General features: G+C 48.3%; 17 protein-coding genes. 12 read left to right on the top strand and 5 right to left on the bottom strand.

What is annotated here, in order from left to right; genetic code table 11:
* The first annotated feature begins 38 nt into the window (after positions 1-38).
* The 5 genes from mrcB to Q4Q46_RS08020 all read left to right on the top strand — a co-directional run bounded on the left by mrcB (position 39) and on the right by Q4Q46_RS08020 (position 4,578).
* Positions 39-2,363, top strand: coding sequence for a penicillin-binding protein 1B (mrcB, locus tag Q4Q46_RS08000; protein ID WP_311905658.1), 2,325 nt, complete (start codon positions 39-41; stop codon positions 2,361-2,363).
* A 148-nt stretch (positions 2,364-2,511) separates the two neighbouring features.
* Positions 2,512-2,790 carry a peptidylprolyl isomerase gene (locus Q4Q46_RS08005; RefSeq protein ID WP_006084190.1) on the top strand — a complete coding sequence of 93 codons (279 nt, stop codon included), beginning with the start codon at positions 2,512-2,514 and terminating at the stop codon, positions 2,788-2,790.
* Positions 2,791-2,880: 90 nt separating this feature from the next.
* Complete coding sequence (locus tag Q4Q46_RS08010) at positions 2,881-3,276, top strand: DUF2391 family protein (RefSeq protein WP_106651668.1); 396 nt, start codon at positions 2,881-2,883, stop codon at positions 3,274-3,276.
* Between the two features lie 158 nt (positions 3,277-3,434).
* Complete coding sequence (locus tag Q4Q46_RS08015) at positions 3,435-3,665, top strand: hypothetical protein (RefSeq protein ID WP_106651667.1); 231 nt, start codon at positions 3,435-3,437, stop codon at positions 3,663-3,665.
* Between the two features lie 211 nt (positions 3,666-3,876).
* Positions 3,877-4,578, top strand: a complete 702-nt coding sequence (locus Q4Q46_RS08020; RefSeq protein ID WP_311905659.1) for a DUF3581 domain-containing protein — start codon at positions 3,877-3,879, stop codon at positions 4,576-4,578.
* 91 nt (positions 4,579-4,669) lie between these two features.
* Here Q4Q46_RS08020 and Q4Q46_RS08025 read toward each other — a convergent pair whose 3' ends face one another.
* From Q4Q46_RS08025 to dsrO, 4 genes are all read right to left on the bottom strand, one after another.
* Positions 4,670-5,968: a methyl-accepting chemotaxis protein gene (locus tag Q4Q46_RS08025; protein ID WP_311905660.1), complete on the bottom strand. Its 1,299-nt coding sequence runs from the start codon at positions 5,966-5,968 to the stop codon at positions 4,670-4,672.
* A 477-nt stretch (positions 5,969-6,445) separates the two neighbouring features.
* Complete coding sequence (locus Q4Q46_RS08030) at positions 6,446-9,553, bottom strand: tetrathionate reductase subunit A (protein WP_311905661.1); 3,108 nt, start codon at positions 9,551-9,553, stop codon at positions 6,446-6,448.
* 35 nt (positions 9,554-9,588) lie between these two features.
* On the bottom strand, positions 9,589-10,671 hold the full coding sequence (nrfD, locus tag Q4Q46_RS08035; protein WP_311905662.1) for an NrfD/PsrC family molybdoenzyme membrane anchor subunit: 1,083 nt from the start codon (positions 10,669-10,671) through the stop codon (positions 9,589-9,591).
* Entirely contained in the window at positions 10,661-11,443 is a 783-nt protein-coding gene (dsrO, locus tag Q4Q46_RS08040; protein WP_311905663.1) for a sulfate reduction electron transfer complex DsrMKJOP subunit DsrO, read from the bottom strand. Before dsrO ends, nrfD begins: the two co-directional genes overlap by 11 nt.
* 394 nt (positions 11,444-11,837) lie before the next feature.
* On the opposite strand from dsrO, the gene Q4Q46_RS08045 reads away from it, so the two are divergent.
* The 7 genes from Q4Q46_RS08045 (at position 11,838) to Q4Q46_RS08075 (ending at position 22,857) form a co-directional block, all read left to right on the top strand.
* Entirely contained in the window at positions 11,838-13,775 is a 1,938-nt protein-coding gene (locus tag Q4Q46_RS08045; protein ID WP_311905664.1) for a sensor histidine kinase, read from the top strand.
* Positions 13,775-14,395 carry a response regulator transcription factor gene (locus Q4Q46_RS08050; protein WP_259214812.1) on the top strand — a complete coding sequence of 207 codons (621 nt, stop codon included), beginning with the start codon at positions 13,775-13,777 and terminating at the stop codon, positions 14,393-14,395. The genes Q4Q46_RS08045 and Q4Q46_RS08050 overlap by 1 nt, the downstream gene beginning before the upstream one ends.
* Before the next feature lie 359 nt (positions 14,396-14,754).
* Positions 14,755-18,429 carry an ATP-binding protein gene (locus tag Q4Q46_RS08055; RefSeq protein ID WP_311905665.1) on the top strand — a complete coding sequence of 1,225 codons (3,675 nt, stop codon included), beginning with the start codon at positions 14,755-14,757 and terminating at the stop codon, positions 18,427-18,429.
* Entirely contained in the window at positions 18,429-19,082 is a 654-nt protein-coding gene (locus Q4Q46_RS08060; protein ID WP_259482725.1) for a hypothetical protein, read from the top strand. The genes Q4Q46_RS08055 and Q4Q46_RS08060 overlap by 1 nt, the downstream gene beginning before the upstream one ends.
* Before the next feature lie 48 nt (positions 19,083-19,130).
* On the top strand, positions 19,131-20,351 hold the full coding sequence (locus Q4Q46_RS08065) for a phosphoenolpyruvate carboxylase (RefSeq protein ID WP_106651658.1): 1,221 nt from the start codon (positions 19,131-19,133) through the stop codon (positions 20,349-20,351).
* Positions 20,339-21,211, top strand: a complete 873-nt coding sequence (locus Q4Q46_RS08070; protein WP_311905666.1) for a DUF7281 domain-containing protein — start codon at positions 20,339-20,341, stop codon at positions 21,209-21,211. Before Q4Q46_RS08065 ends, Q4Q46_RS08070 begins: the two co-directional genes overlap by 13 nt.
* 401 nt (positions 21,212-21,612) lie before the next feature.
* Complete coding sequence (locus tag Q4Q46_RS08075) at positions 21,613-22,857, top strand: dicarboxylate/amino acid:cation symporter (protein WP_311905667.1); 1,245 nt, start codon at positions 21,613-21,615, stop codon at positions 22,855-22,857.
* A gap of 467 nt (positions 22,858-23,324) precedes the next feature.
* On the opposite strand, the gene Q4Q46_RS08080 is transcribed toward Q4Q46_RS08075, so the two are convergent.
* Positions 23,325-24,128 (bottom strand): transposase (locus Q4Q46_RS08080; protein WP_311905668.1); only part of this gene is annotated, 804 nt, incomplete at its 5' end.

The following is a 24,128-nucleotide window of genomic DNA, read 5'->3' on the forward strand; positions in this document are numbered from 1 at the left end:
CGCTCACTGTTGTGCCTGTGGCTGATGTCTTTAAATGCATGAATGATGAAGTAGATATGACGACTAAGACGACAAAAAAAACACCCGCTTCCCGTAGGGCCAACAATGGCCGCGGTTTATTTCGACGAATGTGGTCAATCACTTGGAAATTAGCCTTAGCCGGATTAGCTGTAGTGACGTTCTACAGCATTTATCTCGATCAAATTATTGCGCAAAAATTTGAAGGCCAAAAATGGCACTTGCCCGCGCAGGTGTTTAGCCGTTCTATGGCGCTGTATCCCGGCGCGGCGGTCAGTCATCCGCAAATGATGGCTGAGCTTAAGTTGCTCGGCTATCGCAAAGTCGCTAACCCACGCCAAGTGGGAGAGTTTTCGGCATCGAGCACTCGTATCGAATTGTGGCGTCGACCGTTCTTGCATCCAGAAGGCGATCAAGTCGAACAAAGAGTCATGATAAGCTTCGACAGCAATGGCGTCAGTTCGGTCACCCGAGTGTCGGACAAACGCCAGCTTGCTGTGTTCCATCTTGAGCCTGTGTTGCTCGATCGCATTATTACTGGCGACGGCGAAGACAGGTTGTTTGTGCCGACCGAAGAAATGCCTAAGTCGATTGTGCAGGCGTTACTGCTGGTGGAAGACCGTAGCTTTTACGAACATCATGGGGTGAATCCTTTCGCGATTGCTCGCGCGGCTTTTGTGAACATTAGCGCCGGTCGCACTGTGCAAGGCGGCTCGACGTTAACCCAGCAGTTAGCGAAAAACTTTTTCCTATCCAGTGAGCGTTCATTACTCCGTAAAGTGCGCGAAGCCTTGATGGCAGTGATTATCGATTTTCGTTACAGCAAGGATGAAATCCTCGAAGCCTATCTTAACGAAGTGTATATGGGGCAGGATAAATCCCGCGCCGTTCATGGTATGGGTTTGGCTTCACGTTTCTATTTCGGCCGTCCTATCAGTGAGTTGACTATCGCTCAGCAGGCATTTTTAGTGGCGACGATTAAGGGACCGTCTTACTACAATCCATGGCGATATCCGGAGCGCATTCAAGAGCGTCGCGATCTGGTATTGCGTTTACTCATGGATGCCGGCGATTTAACCACGGCCGAGTATAAGGCGGCGGTAGAGTCACCTCTGGCTATCCGTAATCTGAATAAACCCGCACATCAAAAATTGCCTTCTTTCTTCGCTCTAGTAAAACAGGAGGTGAACGAGCGTTATGGTGATGCGTTACTGAAGCAATCTGGGGTAAAAATTTATACCACGCTGGATCCTATGGCCCAAGAAGCGGCAGAAAAAGCGGTCACTCAAACCCTTAAGAGTTTAGATAAGAGTAATAAGTCATTACAGGTGGGCATGGTAGTGACCGACAAATACACGGGCGGTATCGCGGCAATGGTCGGCGATAAAACCCCTGGATTTGATGGCTTTAACCGTGCGGTTGAAATTCGTCGTCCGATTGGCTCGTTAATTAAGCCCTTTGTGTACGCCACTGCACTGGCACCCAATAGCCAATTTACCTTAGCTACTCCCCTTAAAGATCAGCCTATTACCTTAAAAAGTGAGCAAGGTAAGACATGGTCACCGCAAAACTTCGATAAGAAGTTCAGCGGCCAAGTGCCTTTGTTAACGGCGCTGAAAAAGTCGATGAACGTCCCGACAGTAAATCTTGGGATTGCGGTGGGCGTGGATGCGGTTGCGACAACCTTAGCTAAGTCGGGCTGGCAGGAGCCGTTAAACGAGTATCCTTCTATGTTACTTGGCGCCGTCAATGGCTCGCCATTAATGGTGGCGCAGGTGTACCAAACCTTAGCCGATAGCGGGGTTTACCGTAAATTAACCACAGTGACGGCTGTGTTGGATGCTGATAAAAATCCATTGCCCGTGACGCGATTGCCTAAAGAGCAGGCCATCTCACCCGATACTGACTTTTTGATCCAGTACGCTATGCAGCAAGTGGTTAATACGGGCACAGCGACGCGCTTAGGCAATGCCTTCCCAGGCGTTGGGCTGGCGGGGAAAACAGGTACAAGTAACGATAGCCGCGACTCTTGGTTTGCGGGCTTTGATGAGCGTAACGTCGCCGCTATTTGGGTGGGGCGTGATGATAACGGCAAAACCAGCTTGTATGGCAGCAGTGGCGCCATGGCCGTGTATCTTGCCTTCTTGAAAGAACGTCCACCTATTAGTCTGCGCTCTATCCCAGTGAATGGCGTCGTGAAGGGCTTTTTTGACCGAGATACCGGAGTGGCCAAAGAATCGGATTGCAGCAATGTTGATGCGCTTCCGGCATTAACCGCAACTTATCGTCCGGTGAATAATTGCGGCGAGCCTTTGCAATGGTGGCAGAAAATACTCGGCCAATAGGCTCGAGAATCGACCAATCACGCATTTGTGCGTTGAATATAAAATCTTAAGTAGTAGAACCTATGCGAATGGAAATGGCGTTATCGAGAGTACACGCGTGACGCCATCTTCCCTTAGCCTAGGTCGTTAACCCAAAGTGAGAAATAACATGTTTAAAACCGCTGCCGCCGTGCATATTTTAGTGAAACACAAAGAGCAGGCTGAGGATATCGTTAAGCAGCTGAATAATGGCGCTAATTTTGCGGTACTCGCCAAGCGTTTTTCATCTTGCCCTTCGGCCAAAAAAGGCGGTGATTTAGGCGAGTTTAAAAAAGGCCAAATGGTGCCACAGTTTGATAAAGTCGCTTTCTCGGGCGAGTTATTAGTGCCGCACATAGTTAAAACTAAGTTTGGCTGGCATGTGGTTAAAGTGCTGTATCGCACTTAATACCGCAGCAATAAGTCGCAATGTAGCGTCTTATAGCCGCACGTCATTTTCGGCTAATTAAATGGATTGGAATATTAAGGAGCGATGGGCATGACCTTTAGTTTTAATACCGAAGATGCGAGCCAAGTTTGCGTGGGAGCATTTGCGCTGGCGGTGCCCGTGGCGTTTTCAGAGGAAGCCTGGCACCTCGGCGAAACCTTGCCTGTGCTCAATATCGCCATGCTCTTTAGTTTATCTTTGTTATTTCTAGGGGTTTTTACTTACCACAGCGTGTTCCAACAGAATATTCGTGCCCGAGTCCCTGTGTTTATTTTCCGCATCATGGTGGCGTATTTGCTCACCGCGCTGGTGGTTTTCCTCGTCTTGCTGTGTCTCGATAAAGTGCCATTTTTTGAAGACCCACTAACCTCGATCAAACGGATCATCGTCATCACTATGCCTGCCTCCATGGGCGCTATTGTTGTGGATAGCTTCGATAAGGAATGATGCGCCTTAGCTAAACCTCATGACTTTTGTCACTGGTGGATAAGCGTTATTTTGCGCATACTCATTGCCATATTCTGACTTTGAGCTATATCTAGAGTCGAAATAAGCCTGATTTTTTAGCCTGATAACAATAGCGCCAATCGATAAAGGAAATGACTATGAATACCGGAGCCCTCGCTTTACTTATCCCGATCCTCGCCATTGTTGGCGGATATGTGGTGGCGATTATGAAAATTCGCGACAAGCAAGGGGTGTCCAGCCGAGCGCAAGAGGCTGAAAATCAAGCCATGCGGGCCGAGTTAGCCACACTGCGTCAACGCGTCGAAGTGCTAGAACAACTTGTTACTGACGATAGTTTTCAATTGAAGCGAGAATTTAAACAAGTCTAACTATTTGTTCCTTATCCAATGGAAGACGTTAGCCTGTTAACCTAAGTTAATACCATTGTAATGTGTTTGGCTTTACAAATGTGGTCATGGTGTTACTTTGTACGTCTTCCGTGGGATCAAGTCATCGGGTGAGTTAAATACCTAATTTAAGGTAGACTCGTGATAATTTTGTTATCCATCCCTGTATTGAGTTATTACAAATAGAGTTTATATGTTTCTAGCGCCTTATTTTTCCGAGCAAAATCAAGCTATTTCCGTATCCGCACAACAAGCCAGCGACTTCGCGAAGAAAATTGCGCAGGACTTTAATCCCATACACGATGTGGGCGCAAAACGCTTTTGTGTGCCGGGAGATTTACTGTTTGCCTTAGTATTGACTCAATATGGCCTGAGTCAGAGCATGAAATTTAGCTTTGCGGGTATGGTGGGCGATAGCGTCGAACTGCAATTCCCAGAACAAGTGAGCGAGAGTTTTTCGATTCGCGATAGTCGTGAAAAAACCTATCTTAATGTCAGCCGTCATGGCGATGTGAGTTGTTGCGATGCGCAGACCGAATCCTTTATTCGTCAATATGTTGCTTTCTCTGGGCATAACTTTATCGATATTCTGATCCCTTTGATGAAACAACATCAAGTGATGATCAACCCAGAACGGCCTTTAGTGATTTACGAAAGTATGTCGTTTGACTTAACCACCCTCGATTTTGTACAAGTGACCTTATCACTCATTGGCCAAGATTTAAAAATCGACGGTAAACGTGGCGATGTGACATTGCACTTTGAATTACACAGTGGCGACACTTTAGTTGGCACAGGTATAAAAACCTTAGTGATGAGCGGATTACGTGCTTACGATGAGGTTCTTGTACAGCAAATGCGCGCCACCTATGAAGGTCGTAAAACTGATTATTGATTGACGTAAAAGCAATAGGTTGGCGTTTTGTCTTTTAGATAAAGCGCCATGCAATCCTTGATAGCGCGACGAAATAGCTTACATATTACTGTTAATCAATCGACAGTTGAGAGACTGTTTTTGAAACGTTTTCTGCTCCGTTGCGTATTTCTCCCATCACCAAAGTTACCTCGGCTAATTGCTTTTTCCCCTCCTGAGCAATAGATTCAACTTCATTCATCATGTTAGTTGCGCTTGTCGTCAGTTGGCTATTCTTAGTGACGACGGTAGCTATTTCACTGGTTGACTTACTGGTTCTCGCCGCAAGTTGTCTTACTTCATCGGCGACAACCGCAAAGCCTCGGCCTTGTTCCCCCGCACGTGCGGCCTCAATTGCGGCATTTAATGCCAGTAAATTAGTTTGATCGGCAATCGAGCTAATGGTCGCGACTATGGCTTGAATACTTTGAGATTGTTCATTGAGTTTTGCCATAGACTCGGTGGTTTTATGGGTCTGTTCTGCGATAGCATTTGAGGTATTGACCGTAGCATCGAGTAACTTAACACCTTGTCTGGCTTGCGTAAGAGTTTGTAGTGAAGTTGTCAGTGCTATGTTAGCGGCCTCTTGGACTGCTTGGTTTTGTAAGATCCGTGCACTTACATCACTAGCAAATTTGATGACTTTTCTGACATGGCCATTTTCATCAAGGATGGGGTTATAAGCGGCTTCTAACCAAATGGAGTTGCCATAGGCATTCTTTCGCTCAAAGAGGCCGCTTTTAAACTGTCCTTGTTTTAGAGCATCCCAGAAATGAGGCTGTTGTTGATAGAAATTATCAAAACAGAAAATACTATGGTGCTTACCTACGACCTGTTCTTTACTGTAATTCATCACACTTAAGAAATTTGCATTCGCGTGAGTGATAACCCCTTCAGGGGTGAATTCAATAATCGCTTGTGAGCGATTCAACGCGTTAAAAATGGCTTCTTGGTCATCAAGTTGCAGCTTATCTTTAGTTATGTCTGCAGCGATTTTCATTATTTTGATCACTTTCCCATGCTTTTTTATTGGGAAATAAGTCGCTTTAAGCCATATCTCTTTGCCATCCTTACGAATACGACAGAAATTACCTTCTTGAAGGTTTCCAGATTTGAGATTAACCCAAAATTGGCGATATGTCGGAGCATTGGAATATTCTGGCTTACAGAACATTTTATGGCTTCGGCCAACAATTTCGACTAACGAATACCCAATGATATTTAAGAATAATTTATTAGCATTTAAGATTTCGCCTTCAGGTGAGAATTCTATGGTAGCTACACTATTATCAATAGAATCGACCAGAGACTCGGACTCTAGTAATTTAGCCTCGTTTGCTTCAAGGCTTCTCCGCAATGATGAATTAAACACTAGATGCACCTCAACTAAGTTGTTACTTGGTTCAAATCTTGGTGAAGACTTGATGGTATTGTGCCAATTGGGTTATCGGCGATGAAAACTCTGCAATAACTATAGCAGTGTTCTATTTTAGTTTTTGAAAAGTGAGATTTGCCGAGAAGAGATAAAGTGTAATCAATCGAGATCGTCAGTATCTAAAATATTATTCACTTAAGTGCTTAGAGTTGGGTTTTGGGGTATATGCATGATGAATCCAATACGTTCATTCGCTAATAATGGTTCATTTTAGATAAAAAAAGAGCTGCAGTTGGCTAATGCCATTCACTTAAGAAAACCTTATAAAATAAAGGGCTACAGAGATTAATCGAAATCGTCCTGTAGCCCTTCTGATATACGGCTAAGTACTCATTTACTGCTTACTTAACTCCACTATATTTTGGAATAAGGTGTGAGTATAAACTTGAGCGATTGCTCAACGGTATGTAGTCATTAGCTTAGTTTTTCAATCTTAGCTGGCAGCCCTTGTCTGGCCGAAGCGCCACTTGCCCAATCCACCAGCGGGTAGCGGCCGTGGCGACTCGGATCAAACAGATTCAAGTCGTTCATATTGATGCCGACTCGGATCCGCGGATTGGCGGCGATTTTAAGGTTGTCGATCACTACGTCCCGCGCGCCGAGTTCCTTATGACCATAACCGTGTTCGATAGCGATACAGTCAGGGTGCACTCCGGCAACACATTCCACTAAGGCGATTACACTGCCGTTGGGCGTGCTGATCTTGACCGTGTCACCAGTGCTTATCCCAAGGCGACTGGCGGTCTTCTCGTTCAGTCGTACTGGATTATTAGGGTGCACTTGGCGCAAACGATCCGAGCCAATACTCATAGAGCTCATGGTGTGGGATTTGTAACTACTGATCAGCAAAGGCCATTGTGATTTATTAAATGCCTTATCGAGCGGCGTGCCATCGGCCAAGGCGGGTTGATATAAGCGCGGACAACCACTCATAAATTCCCCTGTTAGGCTGTTGCGACGACTGCCGACGTCGGGATTCCACAGCATCATAGGTTTAGGCCAGACTTTACTCGGATTCCCCGCGTCATCGCGTGCGCCGCGCATTTCTTCAAAACGGCCGCCGCGAGCAAATAAGTAACTCACTTTTTTGACTTCATCAGGCGTGAGTCTGGTATTGAGCTCACTTTGAATGCGGCTTACACCGCTAAGATACATGTCCTCGGCGTTGATATCGGCGACGGCTTTACCCAAATAGGCCACGTTGGCGGCGCCGTAAAGTGAGTAATCCGCTGCGCGCGTTAACGGGTGTAAGCTGCCATCGGCGGCCTTAACGGCATTTTCGCCAAAGCCGGGTAGTTGCAACTTCATCGCCACTTGGCTCAAGAAAGACTCCATGCACACCACATCACCATTGGCCATTTTCGCGACTCTTGGCTCGACAATCGGCCAACGACCTGTGGCAACTTTGGTTAGTGTGCCTTGCCATGCTGAGGTCCAGCCCCAAGACTCGTACGTTAAGGTGTCGGGCACTATGTAATCCGACAGCGCCGAGGTTTCGTTGATAAAGCTGTCGATGCTAATAAACAGCGGTAGCACTTTAGGATCTTTCAGTTGCTCACCAATGGCTTCCCCTAAACCCGCTTGACCATAAATCGGATTACCCATGTGGTTAATCCATGCTTTGAGTCGATAGGGATAACCGTGCACCGCCGCGGTTAAATGTTCGCCCAATAAGGGCGATGAAATCGGAAACCAAGGCTCCTTAGCAGGATAAGGCGATTCGCCCGCTTCGACTTTACGGCGATACTCTGAGGTTTTCTCGTAGGGGAATTTAGAGCGCGATAGGAAAACGCCCTTAGGTTCGACCATGCCGTCAAACTCCTGCAGATTATACCTTGGGCCTTTACCAAAGGCGGGGAAGGAACCGCCGGAGGCTAATGCGCCGCCCTTCAAATTGATGTTACCTATCATGGCGTTGAGCATCATGATCGCCCACGCGCTATAAAAACCATTAGCGCTCATTGTGCCGCCGTGGGAGATCACCGCAGCCTTAGTGCCATGGCTGGTAAATTTATCCGCAAGGGCGATAATCTGCGCTTCGCTGATATCGCATTCCTTGGCATAGTGTGCCATCTCGAAGCTCTGCGCCGCTTCACTTAACAGTTGGAAGCTAGATTTAACCGCAATCATCCCCTTAGGTGTGTCGACGTTTTGGTCAACGTCGAGCTTGGCTTTCAGGCTTTGGCTCGCCAAAACTATCTTGCCACTCGCGGCATCGACAACCAACTGCGAGTCTTGCTCGCCGTAGGCTTTGCCGTCGAAAGGTAAGCCAAGATCGCTGGCAAAGAGATATTGGCCATATCTTGGATGGGTAGGTTCGCTGACGATCAAGAATCCTGCGTTACTGAAGCCACGGTAACCTGATGCTTTTGCGGCATCGACATTGGGCGCACTCAAAAAATCGGCGGCATAGCGCTGGTTATCAATAATCCAGCGCAACATGCCCATGGCTAGGGCCGAGTCGGTGGCGGGGCGGATCGGCAGCCAAGTATTGTTACCCGCACAAGGTTGATTCGAGGTATTGGGTAGCATGGGCGACACCACCACATAACTGAAATTGCTGTTATTCACCCGCGCGTTAGCCAGTTGTCTCGCTTGGCGTTTAAAGGGATTGCCCGATTGCTGCGGCGAGGTGCCGATAAAGAGTAAAAATTCGCTATGGTCCCAATCGGGTTTTAAGTGGGCATATTTTTTCAAATCATCCAATAAGGCTCCGGCGCCAGCGCGGTAGGTAAACCCGCAATAAGCACCATGGTTGGCAAAGTTGCGGGTGCCAAAGCTGTTGAAGGTAAAACGTTTGATAATGGCATCGCGGCCTTCATCTGAGGCGTTCGAGACCAGCAACTGATTAGCCTTAGGGCCGTATTCTGGATTATTGGCATCGAGCGGCGTGGCGATATCTCGAATCGCTCTTAAGCCTTCAACTTGGCCTTCGCCAAATAAATCACCGCCTTCGACGACTTCATTCAGCAACTGCTCAAAGCTAATGCTCTGCCATTGGCCACTGCCGCGCTTACCCACGCGCTTAAGACATTGGGTAACACGATGCGGGCTATCCAATTGTTCTAACATGGCATTACCGCGGGCGCAGGCGGTGGAACGTCCCTGCAGCCCCTGTTCTTGAAAGGCGCTAAGCCCAACAAAGGCGGTTTTTATTGGCGTATCGAAATCGATATGTTCCCGCGATGACAACGGATGATAAGGGTTGCCGCTGATACGGATGATCTTATCGGTTTTTTGATCGATACGAGCGCGCACGCCGCATTTGGTCCAGCAACCTAAGCACATAGTATTGGCGATGCGTTGATCGTCATTGCTGATTAACTGACCTGACTGTAAATCGACTTTGTATTCAGGCGCTAAGGAATTGCCATGCAGTGGATCTTGGGTCGGTTTGCCTGAAGTGCCATTGACGACACCTTTGCCCATTTGCGCTAACGTATGGCTATAACCCGCGGCAAATAATCCCACACCACCCGTGACAGCGGCCCCTTTGATAAAACGACGTTTACTCTTATCCATGATGGACTCCTTAATTCTGTAAACTAATTGGGTACTCAGCGAGCAAGTTTTGCTGCAGGCGTGTGGCGAATAAGTTCGGAGACCAGCGCCATTAATGCTAACCAGAGGCCGAAGGTACCAGCTATGCCTAATAGCCCTTCAGGTCCCCAAGGCAGTTGATAGAGATAAGTCCCCGCGCCGTATTTAGGATCGGTTTGCGCTTGAATTAGCACTATCCAGCGAAATCCCCACGCAAGGTGAATGGCCGTGAGGCTGACGATTAGCATTGCCATATTGGGTAAGTGACGAATGGCGAGCATCAGTGCCAGCACGGCGAGTGTGACCAGTACCCAAATTGCAGCAAGTTGCCAGCTTGGGCTGGTTTCAAGCAATAATGCGGCTTCGGGGGCCGAGCCCTTATCGAATAACGCCCAGCCGATAAGGCATAGGGCGAATAGACCAAAACTTGCTCTTACCCAGAGTAATAGGCTGTCTTGGGTGCGCTGTTGGTAGCCCTTTAATAGTCGATTCAATACCACCAAAGTGCCGCAGGCGGCGAGCAGGGCACTCATTGCCATCAAAGGTGGCAGCCAATAGGTATGCCATAGTGGCCGCGCCTTAATGGCCATGGTTTCCATGCCAGTGTAGAGGGCGATACTGCAGGCACTCAGGGCCGTGAACAGTGCGATCGGCTTGATGAATTTGTCACTGTTCCAATCACCGAATCTCAATAATTGGCCTATTTTATTCACCCAATCTGAGTCTTGATTCGTGGTGTGCTTAGGCAGATATTGACGCAGTAGCAGCCAAGCAAACACTGCGCTGGTGCCCGAGAATACGGGCAGTAAAAAGGCGCCATACCACATCCAAGAATCAGGGCGAACTTGCGCATAAAAATGCCAAGCCCGCAGCGGTTGGTGTAAATCGGCGAGTAAGGCGATAGGGGCGACTATGCCTGCGGTTAACATTAAACAGGCGCAGAGTTTCAGCAGTCTGTCATCGGGTTTCGCGTGACTAAACAAGTGTATTGTCGCGACCCACACACTGGCATAGGCCAGACCCATCATAAAAAAGTATTGCACCGCCCAAGGTAGCCAAGTAATGGCGATATCTGGGGTAAAGATTTCTTTAATGACCATGGTGGATCTCCTCGCCAGTATCGGTAAGTAAGGTTCTAACGGGGGCTTGGCCGCTAATCTTGTCCTCAAAAGCGCTGCTCATGCCGATGTAGAACACGCGCGGTGAAGTGTTGGCCGTGGGTTTGAGTACCTTTATATCGGTTTTATTGTTGGCGAGCAGTTGGCTTATCTGGCTGTGGGGATCGTTAAGATCGCCAATCACACGGGCTTCTCCCACGCAGGTTTCGACGCAGGCGGGCAGTAATCCCGCATCCAACCTGTGGGCGCAGAAGGTACATTTGTCGGCGGTATTAGTATCGTGGTTGATAAAGCGGGCATCGTAGGGACAGGCTTGCACGCAATAGCCACAGCCAACGCACCATTCATTATTGACGACTACTATGCCGTCCTTACGCTGGAAGGTCGCGCCCGTAGGACAAACGGGAATACAGGGCGGGTTTTCGCAGTGATTACAAAGTCTTGGCAGCATTAAAAACGCAGGCGGCGTGGTATCTTCCTGCTGCGAGACTTCATACTGCTGCACTGTGGTGCGAAATTGCCCTAGGGGCGGTTGATTCTCGATAGTGCAAGCGACGGTACAGGCTTGGCAGCCCACGCAGCGGCGTAGATCGATCACCATGCCGTAACGTTTAACCACTTGGCCTTCGCTGGCACTGTGCACTTGAGGGCTGCGCTTATCATCTTGTGCATACACTTGCACCACAGGGATCAGTGCGGCGCCAACACTGACGCTGGCCATTTTGCCGAGAAACTGACGTTTACTCTTGTCCATACAGATTTCCTTCACTCTTGCAGATGGCGAATAAACTGGCTCATAGACCTAGCGTTAAGGTTTATGGCGAGGTTTAGAGGCATTCTGTAAAAGGCGAGGCGGCATAACTATAGTGGTTTTCCACATATCAGGCGTGGGTTTGATCTAGCGCAACAAATATCCGTTAGAATAGCCTTCAAAATGATAGGGTTTTATTTTTTACGGCTTTTAAACTTAAGTTTGGCCTGCTTCCAATTTGAATTGGACCTACTTTTAACTGAATTTGAGCTTGAGTTGAATTTGAGTGATTGGGGATAAAGGATTGCACTTCACGTTATTTAGGATGATGAAAACAGTGTTTAGCTCAGCGATGTCGCTCAAGCGGCCGTTACCGATTCAAGGAACAGTGCCTAAGATGGCACCTCGAATGATTTTAAGGATGACACTAGCCGTGGCGTTAGCGTGCTTGCTCGCTTCGGCAAACGTGTTTGCCGCCGAGCCGCAGAATCAAAGCGCGCCTTCGGATGGAATGGACGCAGAGGCTATAGCTCAAGTCGCTACCGAAGAGCCCGGTTATCAAGTGGTCGATGTGGGTGTGTTAGCCATCCGCGGTTATAAGGCGACCATCAACCGCTGGCAGCCGTTAATGGGTTGGCTCGAAACCCAAATTCCCAACAGTTACTTTAGGTTACATCCTCTCTCCCTCGATGAGTTAGCCAAGGGCGTTGAAACCCAAGGGCTCGATTTTGTGATCACCAACCCAGGGCAATCCGTGTTGCTGGCGCGGCAATATTCTCTCACTTGGTTGGCGACCCTGCGCAGCCCGTTAAATAATGGCGCGGCGATGCAAGTGGGTTCGGCGCTGGTGGTGCGCGCCGATTCACCCTATCAGACTTTAACGGATCTCAAGGGGCGTCGACTCGGGATTGTGTCGAAAAATGCCTTCGGCGGTTACTTGACCTTAGTGTACGAAGCGCAGCTAAAGGGCATAGATTTGCCTCGCTTTGTGGGTGAGATTATTCCGCTGGGGTTCCCGCTAGATAATCTGTTGTATCAGTTAGATGATCAAAAAAGTGGTAATGATGCGGCGAAAGACAGTCGACTGGATGCGGCTGTAGTGCCTGTGTGTCAGCTTGAGCAGATGCAGGCAGAAGGGCTGATTAATATCGGCCATTATCGGGTGCTCGATAACCAAACTCCGGTGGGATTTCATTGCCAAGTCTCGACTCGTCTTTATCCCAACTGGTCCATGGCGAAGACCAATCGCGCCTCGCAATCTTTAGCTAAAAGCGTGACCCAAGCGCTGCTGGCACTGCCTGAAGATCACCTCGCCGCTAAGACGGCCGATTCTGCGGGCTGGACCACGGCCGTGAGTCAGCTGGCGATCGATCAACTGCTTAAAGATCTCGATATGCATCCTTTGCAGGCACCATGGTGGCAAAGGGCGTGGCAGTGGGTCAAGTTACATCAACAATGGGCTTGGTTTGTGCTGGCGATTCTGGTGCTGCTCAATGCGTACCATTTCTGGTTAGAGTATCGCTTTAGTCGTCGCGGCCGCGAGTTGATAAACACTCAGCGTCAGCTCACTGAAAACCGCGCGCTACTGGAACATGCCCAGCGTATTGCAATTGCGGGTGAGCTTGGCGCGAGTCTCTCCCACGAACTGAATCAACCTTTGGCGGCGATTGGCCATTATTGTCATGGCGCCGAAGTGCGATTACAGCGGGGGACTAGCCCTGAGGAACTGCAATCGGTATTGACGCTTATCCAGCAGGAAGTCACACGGGCCGACAGCATTATCAGCCGTTTACGCAACCTGTTGAAGAAGCGTCCTGTGTCGAAACAACCTTTGTATTTGCATGAGTTGGTCAATGAGACTGTGCCGCTGCTCGCCTATGAGTTTGAACAACATCAAATCAATCTTGCCGTGAATGTGAGCGGCGAACCCTATTTACAGTCCCTCGATGAAGTCGGCATGCAGCAGTTGTTGCTTAACTTGCTGAAAAATGCCTTTGACGCCTGCGTTCAGCGGCTAGAGCTTGAATCCAGTGGCACAGAACAGATCATCACGCAAAAGCCCTATGCGCCGACGATCGATATCGATCTTCGCTACCAAGAACGCACACTCTTGCTGACAGTCACGGATAATGGCACAGGGTTAACCGAAGAGACCAGCCTGCTGATGCAAGCCTTTTATTCCACTAAATCAGAGGGGTTAGGTTTAGGCTTAGTGATTTGCCGCGATATTGCCGAGAGCCATGGCGGGACGTTTAGCCTAGAAAGCGCTATGGGTGGCGGTTGCCAAGCGCAGGTGGCTATACCGCGTAAACCTAAACCTAATGGAGCACAATAATGAGTCTTGAGTTACCTGTGTATTTAATCGATGACGATGACTCAGTGCGTCGTTCTTTGCGTTTTATGCTCGAAAGTTATGGCCTCAAGATCACCGACTTTGATAGCGCCGAAGCCTTTTTTACCGCCGTAGACTTAACCCTGCCGGGTTGTGCGCTGGTTGATGTGCGTATGCCGGGTTTGAGCGGCCCGCAGTTGCATCTTGAATTAGTAGCCAAAAATAGTCCGTTAGCTCTGATTTATCTCACCGGACATGGCGATGTGCCTATGGCGGTTGAAGCACTTAAACTCGGTGCGGTGGATTTTTTCCAAAAGCCCGCCGATGGCGCTAAGTTAGCCGAAGCGGTACTCAAAGCACTGGAACATACTAAGGCCCATCATCAAGACAATCAGTATCTTGAGACGTATCAAGCGCTCACACCAAGGGAGAGGGAAATACTCAACCTGATTGCCCAAGGGCTGAAGAACCAAGAGATCGCCGATAGCCTCTGTATTGCCATGCGTACGGTCGAGATCCACCGTGCCAATTTGATGAAAGGCATGCAAGTAGGATCGCTGGCGGAAATGATGCTGATCTATAGCCGGATCGCCGAACGCCTGCGCCTTGAAGATAACCGCTAAAATTTACCTTTTACTGCGCTAATTGCCGCTTTGTTAGCCGCCTATTTTGGCTAAGTTGTCGTATCATTGGCGGTTAGTATTGGCTTTGCTAGTAGCTTAGTTCTGGGCTTAAAGAAGAGCTTAGTTCTGGGCCCAATTCTGGGCGTAAAGATTGTGAGCCATGGCATTAGTGCAGCGCCGCTTAATTGCCAATACACCGCGATTGCCTTATTTTAGGGGCACTATTTTTAGGTCATGATTTTAAAATCACTTTTTACAGTGCTTTTTTAAGGTCTGTGGCCCTCTTGGATTGTTTTGCTTTGTCCTGTAGAAGGCTTCTGCAGCTCAGATAAGACGCTCCCGTTTGCATAAGGAATGAAATGGCAAGCTTGATTCGTATTGTGCTGATTGATACGCACCTTCCGGGCGTTGTGGAACTCGCCCTCAATGGCCATACCAATATTTGTGGTACTAACGCCTCGGGTAAGACGACATTACAACGTCTAGTCCCTGTTTTTTATGGCGAATACCCAAGCCGCGTGGTGCCTTCGACCCGCGACAGTTTCGAGCGTTGGTATTTGCCACACGATTCAAGCTACATCATTTACGAATATCAAAAAGCCGATGGGTTACTGTACCAAGCCGTGCTGGCCTCGGCGGGCGATGGCAAGGGCGTTAACTATCGCTTTATCGCCAAAGGTTTTGAGCTAAGCGATTATATTAAATCGCAAAATGGCGACACTATTCTGTGCCACACCATGGCGGAATTAGGCCGTGATTTAAAACGTGCCGGCATCGCCACCACTAATTTGCTTAATACCCGTGAATATCGCGCCATTATTCAAAACGATCGCACCCTATTAAGCACGGGCAGCAACCGCAGCGAACTACGCGGCTATGCCCGTCAATTTGCCCTGTGTGAGGGCGAACATTCCCTGCGCCACATCGAAAAGCTCGCCAAAGCGGTGCACTCCAAAGAAGGCAAGATGGAGACGGTCAAATCCATGATCGCTGCCATTTTAGAGGAAGACGGAGTTAATCCGCCCAGCTCACGCTTAAATCCACAGCGCGTTGAGGCGTGGATCCGTGAAAGCCAACTTATCCAAGGGTTTGAAGTCATTCGCCCTGAGTTTGAAAAACTAGAGCAAGAATTTAACCAACTGCTCAGCGCCGAACTGCGCTTATCGAGTTTGTCCCGCGGTTATCGCAACGATGAAACCTTAGAAGCCGATCGCCAAGATATTCAGCAAACCTTATCTAAAGAGCTGAATTTAAAACTCAGATTGCTCGACGATGAATGGAAAGAGCAGCGCGATGAGCTCAACCTCGACTTATCCGCAGCCAAAGGCGATGTGGCAAAGTGCGAGTACGAACTCGATGCCATTGAAGATCAGCACAGCGCCTTTTTAGATGCCAACATAGAGCAAGCTAAGGCCGATCTTGAGATGCTGCCAAACTGGCGCACCGATGTTGAAAACCTAAGTGAACGCCATAAGCTGCAAACCGAGAAGCACCAAGATATCGAGGCGGCCTACAATGCCCGTCGCAGTAAGATTGGCGAGCAGTTAAACCGCGAGCTAGAAGGTTTGCATGCCGACCAAGATAAGCAGCGCGAAGCCCGCGATAAGCAACGCGAAGTCGCGCGCACCGATATCGACGCTTTAGAGTTGCAATGGCGCAACCAAATGGATGCGGGCAAGGCCAGCTTTAGCGAGCAGGAATACCAATTTAAACTCACTGCCGCCGAACTTAAATTACGTGTCGATGGTGTGACTTACACCGAAGAAGAAAAGTTAAGCCTAGCAATTTTCGACGAACGTATTCACCGTGCCGACGAAGAACAAGAAAGCTGTAATGCTAAGGTCGAGCGCTTAAGTAACGATGAACGCAAGCTCAGAGCCAAACGTGACCAAGCCAACGAAGCCTTGCGTATCGCCACCTTAAGGGTGAATGAGCGTCAAACTGCGCTGGATGAACTGCACCACATGCTGTTTCCGCAATCCCACACCCTATTGGAGTTTCTGCGTAAGGAAGCTCAAGGTTGGGAGCAAAGTTTAGGTAAAGTGATCGCGCCTGAACTACTGCATCGCACTGATTTACATCCCAGTTTAGTTAGCGAGTCGAGCGAAGCTTTCTTTGGCGTACATTTAGATCTTAAAGCGATCGATGTGCCTGAATATGCCGCCTCCGAGCAAGAGCTGCGGATTCGGTTAAGCAAAGCCGAAGAAGCTCACACTAGCGCCCAAGAAATGCAGGCCGAGGCCGAATCTCAGTTAGTGGCGATTAATGGCGAGTTGGATAATCTCAGCCGTGAACTTACTTTTGCCCGCACAGCGTATAAAAATAGCCGTGACGATCTGCGTCGCCTATTCGATGAAAAGCGCAGTGAGCAAGATAAAATCAACAAAGCATTGAGCGAGCGCAAAGCCCATGCAGGACAAAGACTGACTCAGCTGGATGGCGAGCTGAAACAGCTTAAACATCAGCACGAACTCTGGCTCGAAGAGCAAAAAGAGCAAGCGCTCGAAGCGCGCATGGAAAAACAAGCCTATTGGCAGGAAGTGATCGGCGCGCTCGACAATCAACTCGGCCAAATTAAAGCGACCATTGAAGGCCGCCGCGAAAGTGCCAAAATTGAGCAGAAAGCCTGCGAGACCTGGTACAAAAACGAGCTTAAATCCCGCGGTGTGGATGAGGAGAATATCCTCAAACTCAAGCAACAAATTCGTGAGTTAGAAACCAAAATTAGCCGCGCCGAGCAGCGTCGTAGTGACGTACTGCGCTTTGACGATTGGTATCAACATACTTGGCTGATGCGCAAACCTAAACTGCAAACTCAGCTTGCCGATGTGAAGCGCGCGGTCTCGGAAATCGATCAACAGCTTAAGGCGAAAACTCAGGATGTTAAGGCCCGTCGTCAACAACTTGAAACCGAGCGTAAAGCGTCCGATGCGGCGCAGGTTGAAGCTTCTGAAAACTTAACGAAGTTACGTGCCGTAATGCGTAAACTCGCCGAGCTTAAGTTGCCGACCAATAACGAAGAAGCCCAAGGCAGCCTAGGCGAGCGTCTGCGCCAAGGTGAAGATTTGCTGCTGAAACGCGATTACCTGATGGGGTCAGTGAAGCAATATGTAGAGCATTTCGACTCAGTGATCGCCAGCAAGTCAGGTTCTGGCCTTGCCGAAACCTGGGAGCGTGCCCGCGAAGAATCGAGCTTTATCAACGACAAAGGCATTCGTCTGCTGGATTACCGCAAGTTAGTGCCACAGCTTGAGCAATTGCTGAACGTGATAGTGCCGCAGTCGATTACTGCGCTGCGTGAGCAAGGACGAATTTTCGGCGTCGACTTAACTGCCTTCTATGATGTATTAGCCGATATCGACCGTCGCATCGCGTCCCAAAGTGCGCGTATTACCCGCGAAGTGGGTGAAGAGTTATTCCTCGAGGGCGTGTCTGAATCGGCGGTACGTATTCGTTCGCGCATCAGCGAGTTAGAGTTCTGGCCTGAGCTTGAACAGTTCGTCAAAGCCTTTAAACATTGGAAAGCCGATGGCTTTAATGGCTTGCCCGATGAGGATTACACCAACAGTATGCGCCGCGCCTTAGACATTATCGGCCGCGCCGCGTTAACGGGGGGCATCTCTAAGTTGCTGGAAATCGAGCTGCGCCTTAAAGAAGGTAACAGCGATCTGATTATCCGGACCGACAGACAGCTTAACGAATCCTCAAGCCACGGTATGGCGTATCTGATTTTGTGTAAGTTCTTGCTGGCATTCACGCGCTTGCTGCGTGGCCGCGCCGATGTGACCATTCACTGGCCAATCGATGAGTTGGGCACTTTGCACCATACCAACGTGAAGAAGATTTTCGATGCCTGCGAAAACAACAATATTTGTGTGCTGGGGGCCTTCCCGAACCCAGAGTCCGAGGTGCTGAACTTGTTCGCTAACCGTTACATTATCAACAAACAAACCAAGAAGTTGCAGGTGGTAAAACCTAAGGTCAACCCGATTGCCGATATGTTGAGTAAACGCCTGAGCAAGGAGGCCATCTAATGAGCGATGCAACTCAAACCGTATTAGTCGGTACTGGCGCGTTAATTGAGCTGTTACTCAAGGGCGAGTTTATTTGCCGCACCACCAATGAAGAAGGCTGGCGCGCCCTTAAAAATAACAGCACCCGCGAGCGGGTCGAGGCCTATCTTAATCAAATCAACCGTACCGTGGCGTCTGCCGCCGAAGGTGATGTGTTCTTCTGCGGTTATTTGCAGCTTGGCGATAGCGAACGCAAAGTGATTTCATCGCAGTTTAAAGATATCTGTCAGGCATTGATCCCGCTGGTGGAATGGTTGGTATTAGTGCAAGAGGCCAGTGGCCAAGATGCGCCGCTGAGCGAAGGCGCGCCCGTGCGTTTAACTGAGCTGCAAAGCCGTATCGAAGACACACCGGCGTTTCGTGAACAGTTAGCCAAACTCAGCCAATATCGTTTATTTGGCTCGACCAGCACCAACAGCGATGCGCAAATCAAATTAGTTTTCAAACGCTTAGTCGAACTCGGCTATTTAGTTCGCCCCAATGTGGAGAAACAAATCTATATTGCCACGGGCAAGCTTGATTATCTGTATGAAGTCATTCGGTTTATCGACGAAACCGAAGGCTTGAGCTTAGAAGCGCAGGCAGAAACGGCGACTCAGCGGGACTTAATCTAATGTTGGCACGATTAAACCTAGGTAAAAGCTGCGACCAAGGAGGCCGTGATGAGCAGTAACTTACATCAGGCGGGGGTTAAGCTGCTCAAGCAGTTAGGTCGCCATGCTGACATCATTATGGACGCCTATTTGGCGGGTTCTCTTAACGAGGATGCCCACGATCCAAGCGTGGTTGAAAAGCTTAAACAGGCCGGTATTTTGTGGCGGCCAGAGCCAGATCAAGAGTTGCGGCTTAAGCGCTCCGTGCGTGCCTTACTCGAAGAAGGCTTAAGCGACGAGCGCAATCGCCAAATCGACTCTAACGTTGGCTCGGCTTTAGCAACCATTAAAACCTTGGCCGACCATTACAAAGAGGCGCGTCATAGCTCAGATTACAGCGCCGCCGAGGCCTATTTATCGGATTTGAGCGAGCATGTTTATAGTTTCGCCGATAGTCTGCGTTATTCGATCCGTGTGCTCTGGGGGCGGATCAACAACGAGTTCGGTTATGTGGGTACGATCAACGCTAAGATCCGCGAAAACGAATTAGCCCAAAGCCAAGTCTCTGAATTGCTTAATGGCTTAGAGATGTTCCAGTTTAGTGAGCTAGGCGAAATCGCTGGCGATATCCGTGAGCTGCGCAAACTATTAGTGACGACTTTACAAGAAACCATGAGCGACTGCGCCCAAGAACTGAGCGTAGTGCAGGGACGTTTACTCGAACTCTTAGGTCGCTTTAGGCAAATCCGTGGCCGTACCCGTTTGCTCAAGGGCTGGTTGCTCTACACTGATTTGCATCCGGATTATCGGCCTGCGGACCATGTGTCCCACAAGGACATTCCGAGTCTTTTCAATCGCGCCGAAGTCTTGCTCGCACCTGCTGCGGTAGACGTGCACAACGCCAGCCAAGAGTTGGAGTTAATGGGTATCGTCGCGCATATCAAGGCTATCAGTCGTCATCCCGTGATTGAAGCGGTACGTGAGCGAGATGCGTCAGTGTCACTCACCCAAAGTGAAGACTTCGATGTGCCCGATAATCCACTTAAGCAGGCGGTGGATACCTATTTTGTCGATGTAATTGAGTCTGGTTTGCGCCAATCGGCGCTGGAATATCTGCTGGATAAGGCCTTGCCTTGGGAAGCCGAGAGCTGGATTTATCAAGTGATTGGTGGCTACGAAGGTCTGCCAGATGAACATAAAGCCTACTTTGAGCTTGAGCCATTAGGTGAGCCACATCCTATCTATAGCGGTAACTTTATCATTCGCGATGTTGAGTTATGGCTCGCCTAGGCCAGCAACAACTGCAACTGTTGGAGAAGGCTTTTATTAAGCGTTCTCCCAATGTTAAGCTCACGGCTAACTGGCGCGCGATTTACCGCGAGTTAGAAGTGGGCGAGTTAGACGAGTCTGAAAAGTATCTGTGCTTCGCGTCCAAAGACTTTGATCTGTTAAGGCAAGGCGTATTGGCGCTAATGGGACTTGATCTCCGGGATCTGGATTTCAATGTCGATCGCATGGCGATGTCCGCCAAAAGTCATAATGAGAAGCTCGCTAAGATCCGCCCTGAAGCCGAATACGTTTTGATGAAGTATCTAGGTTTTGAATCGTCGCCAACTGGGATTTCAACACGCACATCACTACGTATTCCTTTGGATGAAGCGCAAAAGCATTGCCATGAACTCAATGTCGCCGCCATCTTAGTGGTTGAAAACTTGGATGTGTTTGACGTTATCCATCAAGCGCGTTTGCCACAGGATTTAACCCATGTGATGGTTATCTACCGAGGTAGCGGTCATCATTCCCCGATTGGCGTGCGGCATTTTTTGCGCTCAATGGTAGGGAAACTGCCGATTATCGCCTTTACCGACTTAGATCCCGCAGGACTACAAATCGCCCATACCTTAATGGGTGTGACCCATTGCCTTGTGCCACAACTTGCGCTGACAGCACCTGCTGAGTTATTGGCAATAGCACAAATTAATTCTACTGATGATTTCGACAAGCAAGCGAAACAGGCTAAGTATTTGCAAAATGCCGAGTTAAAGAATTGGCAAAAATTAGCCGTTTGGCTAAATCAACACCTTATTAGTATCAAACAGCAACACCTGCTGGCTCACGGACTTGAACTAGTGTTAGTGCCATATATTTAGCCATCACGCACTTTATCTCTCTGCTTCACACTAATTATCCAGTTTTAAATTCCGTTATAATTTGAATTTTAGTCATTAAGACTGAGGTCGATTTTCTAATTGTTTTTAATATGTTTTCATTGTGATTTATTGGTTTTAATTCTGTTTAAATATACGGTTTAAATAAGTCTTTAGTCTGCTCATTGATTGAACATAATTATTTTTTATCATTAAAAATCAAATGAATGCTAATTTTCCGTGATGCGGTTAGCTTAATTCAAGATGAAAAAATGAAATTTATTCATTGAATTAACGGCTAGCATGTTTCACTATCCCCTGCCTAAGCCAAAAATGGATTGGCAATTGTGCTCATCATGGAAGATGAATAACAAAAAAACTACATTTCTGGGGAAACCACAAGCATGATGAAATCACTTTCGACGCGGATCTTTATAGGTCTGTTTGCGGGTCTTATTTTCGGCACAATAGTGCAGTACTTCTTAAACGATATCGGCTTTTTCTCGGGTAATTTAGTCGATCTTGCTGGCGGCGCTGGCACTATGTTCGTCAATATGATCATGATGCTCGTCGTGCCATTAGTGTTCGTGAGTATTGTTTGTGGCGTCTGTGAGCTGCAAGATCTCAAAAGCTTTGGCCGTTTAGGCGGTAAGACCTTCGGTTTCTATATCATCAATACCTTTGTGGCGATCGCGACGGCATTATTAGTCGTGCTGTTACTCGACCCTGGTAAAGGTGTCGATATGAGCAGCACAGACGGCGTGGCGATTACTGCGACTGAGCTGCCAAGTTTGATGGCATTAGTTGTCGACATAGTCCCGCGTAACCCTGTGGCGGCATTTATGTCGGGCAATATGTTGCAAGTGATCTTTATGGCTTTAATGCTTGGTGGGGTGATTAAGTCACTCGGTGAGCATGTCGCTGGCGCTGTGCAAGGTTTTCAAACCACGAATAAAATCATGATGAAGCTGATTTCTGTTGTCATGAGTCTAGCGCCCTACGGTGTATTTGCCTTGATGTTCAAGCTCGGCGCGACCTTAGATGCCGGCGTGTTTATGAGCGTAGTTGAGTACATGGTGCTGATCCTCGCGCTGCTACTAGTGTGGATTTTTGTGGTTTACCCAATGGCGGTGGGCATATTCACTCCGATTTCGGCCAAAACCTTCCGCGAGAAGACCCAAGAGCAAGTGCTATTTTCACTGTCGACCGCAAGCTCGAATGCGACTATCCCTGTGACTATGCGTACCTTAACCGAAAAGTTAGGTGTGAATCGCGCGGTAGCAGGTTTTGGTGTGCCGCTTGGTGCGACAATGAACATGGGCGGCGTGGCGATTTATATCACTATTGCCATCTTCTTTGTCGCCAACGCCTTTGGCATGCCTATCACCTCTGAGCAATTGCCTTCGCTGTTATTTAGTATCTTCCTACTTTCTGTCGGTGCTGGCGGTGTGCCTGGCGGCGGCATGGTGATGATAGGCGTGTTAATCCATCAAATGGGTTTACCAATAGAAGCTTTCGCGATAGTCGCGGCCTTAGATCGCATTATCGATATGGTGCTGACCTCTTGTAACGTGGTAGGTGATGCTGCGGTATTAACCATAGTAGACCAAACTGAAAAAGTGCATCAGGTTGAACTAGCGAAGAGCTAATCTGGCCGTAACGTCATATACCATAAATGCAAATAGCCACTGTCATCAGTGGCTATTTGTTTTTACGATTTGATTAAATGCTGATTGAGGTGACTACTTGGCACAATCTTGTTTCAGTCTAGCTTAAAAAATAGCTTAAAAAATAGCTTAAAAAAGGCTAGTAAAAAAGGCGGCTAGTAAAAAAGGCCACCCAAGATAAAACAAGAACATAATGCACTTTCTGTTGGCATTTACAGAGAGTAAAAAAGGCCACCCAAGATAAAACAAGAACATAATGCACTTTCTGTTGGCATTTAAGTGACAAAAAGTCACTTAGCCGTTAAAAGGCTAGCGAATTAGGGTTACAAAGGATGATGACTGACTAAATTGACCTATTTGGCTGAAAAAACGATATTTTTAGTAAAAAAAGCCCAACCCATTGCCTCGTTGGAGGTCCTGAAGGAACGAGCAATGAAACAGGCTTGAAATCAGCCAGCGTTAAGGTACCGGCAGCATTTAGCAAAGTGCCGTCGTCGCTTCTCTAAATGCTCGCAGTAATCGGTCAGTTCTTGCAGCGTCCCCACTGGACCATGAAATAGCTTGCCAAACTCTGTGGTCAGTTTTAACCAATTTTCATGGGATATATTTAATCTTGTCAGTAAGTTGGCGCTATTTTCACTTATTGCACCACGCTTGTCGTTGCGGATGATCCGCCCTGTATCCTCAACTAACTCAAGATAATCCTTGAGTGTAAACGCGATTCCATTAGGTTGGTTATCGCGTTCATTACCAATGAAAGGCAGTAGATTGCTAGGCTGATCACCTTTCAATGCTGCCCGAATACGTAGCTGAATGCTGGTATGGTCTGATTGTTCTGGCGTGTCAGCCATTTTGGCTCTGATGGGATTCAAATCAACATAGGTCATACAGGCTAAAACAGCAGCTTCATCAAGAAGAGCCTGTGATTTAAAGCGGCCTTCCCAGAAACGACCACTACAGTTATCTTCTTGATTTGCTTGTCTTGCTATCGGTTCGTTTAAGCAACGCATGAACCAACTGATATCACATAAACGACTACGGTAAATTGCTATGGCATGCTTTAGCCTGAGGACTTGGTGAGGTTCAATCAACTCACCTTTAGCGAATTTTTGCGTTAATTCATCGCCTTTGAATAGCTTATGCCACTGCTCAAGCACTTCGCGATCAGTCCAACGATTAGCACGGTCGATATCCACCCGTAACACCACATGTAAATGATTCGACATCACCGCAAAGGCCGCTACATCAATAGC

The organism is Shewanella vaxholmensis (genome assembly GCF_031932135.1).
GTDB lineage: Bacteria > Pseudomonadota > Gammaproteobacteria > Enterobacterales > Shewanellaceae > Shewanella > Shewanella hafniensis.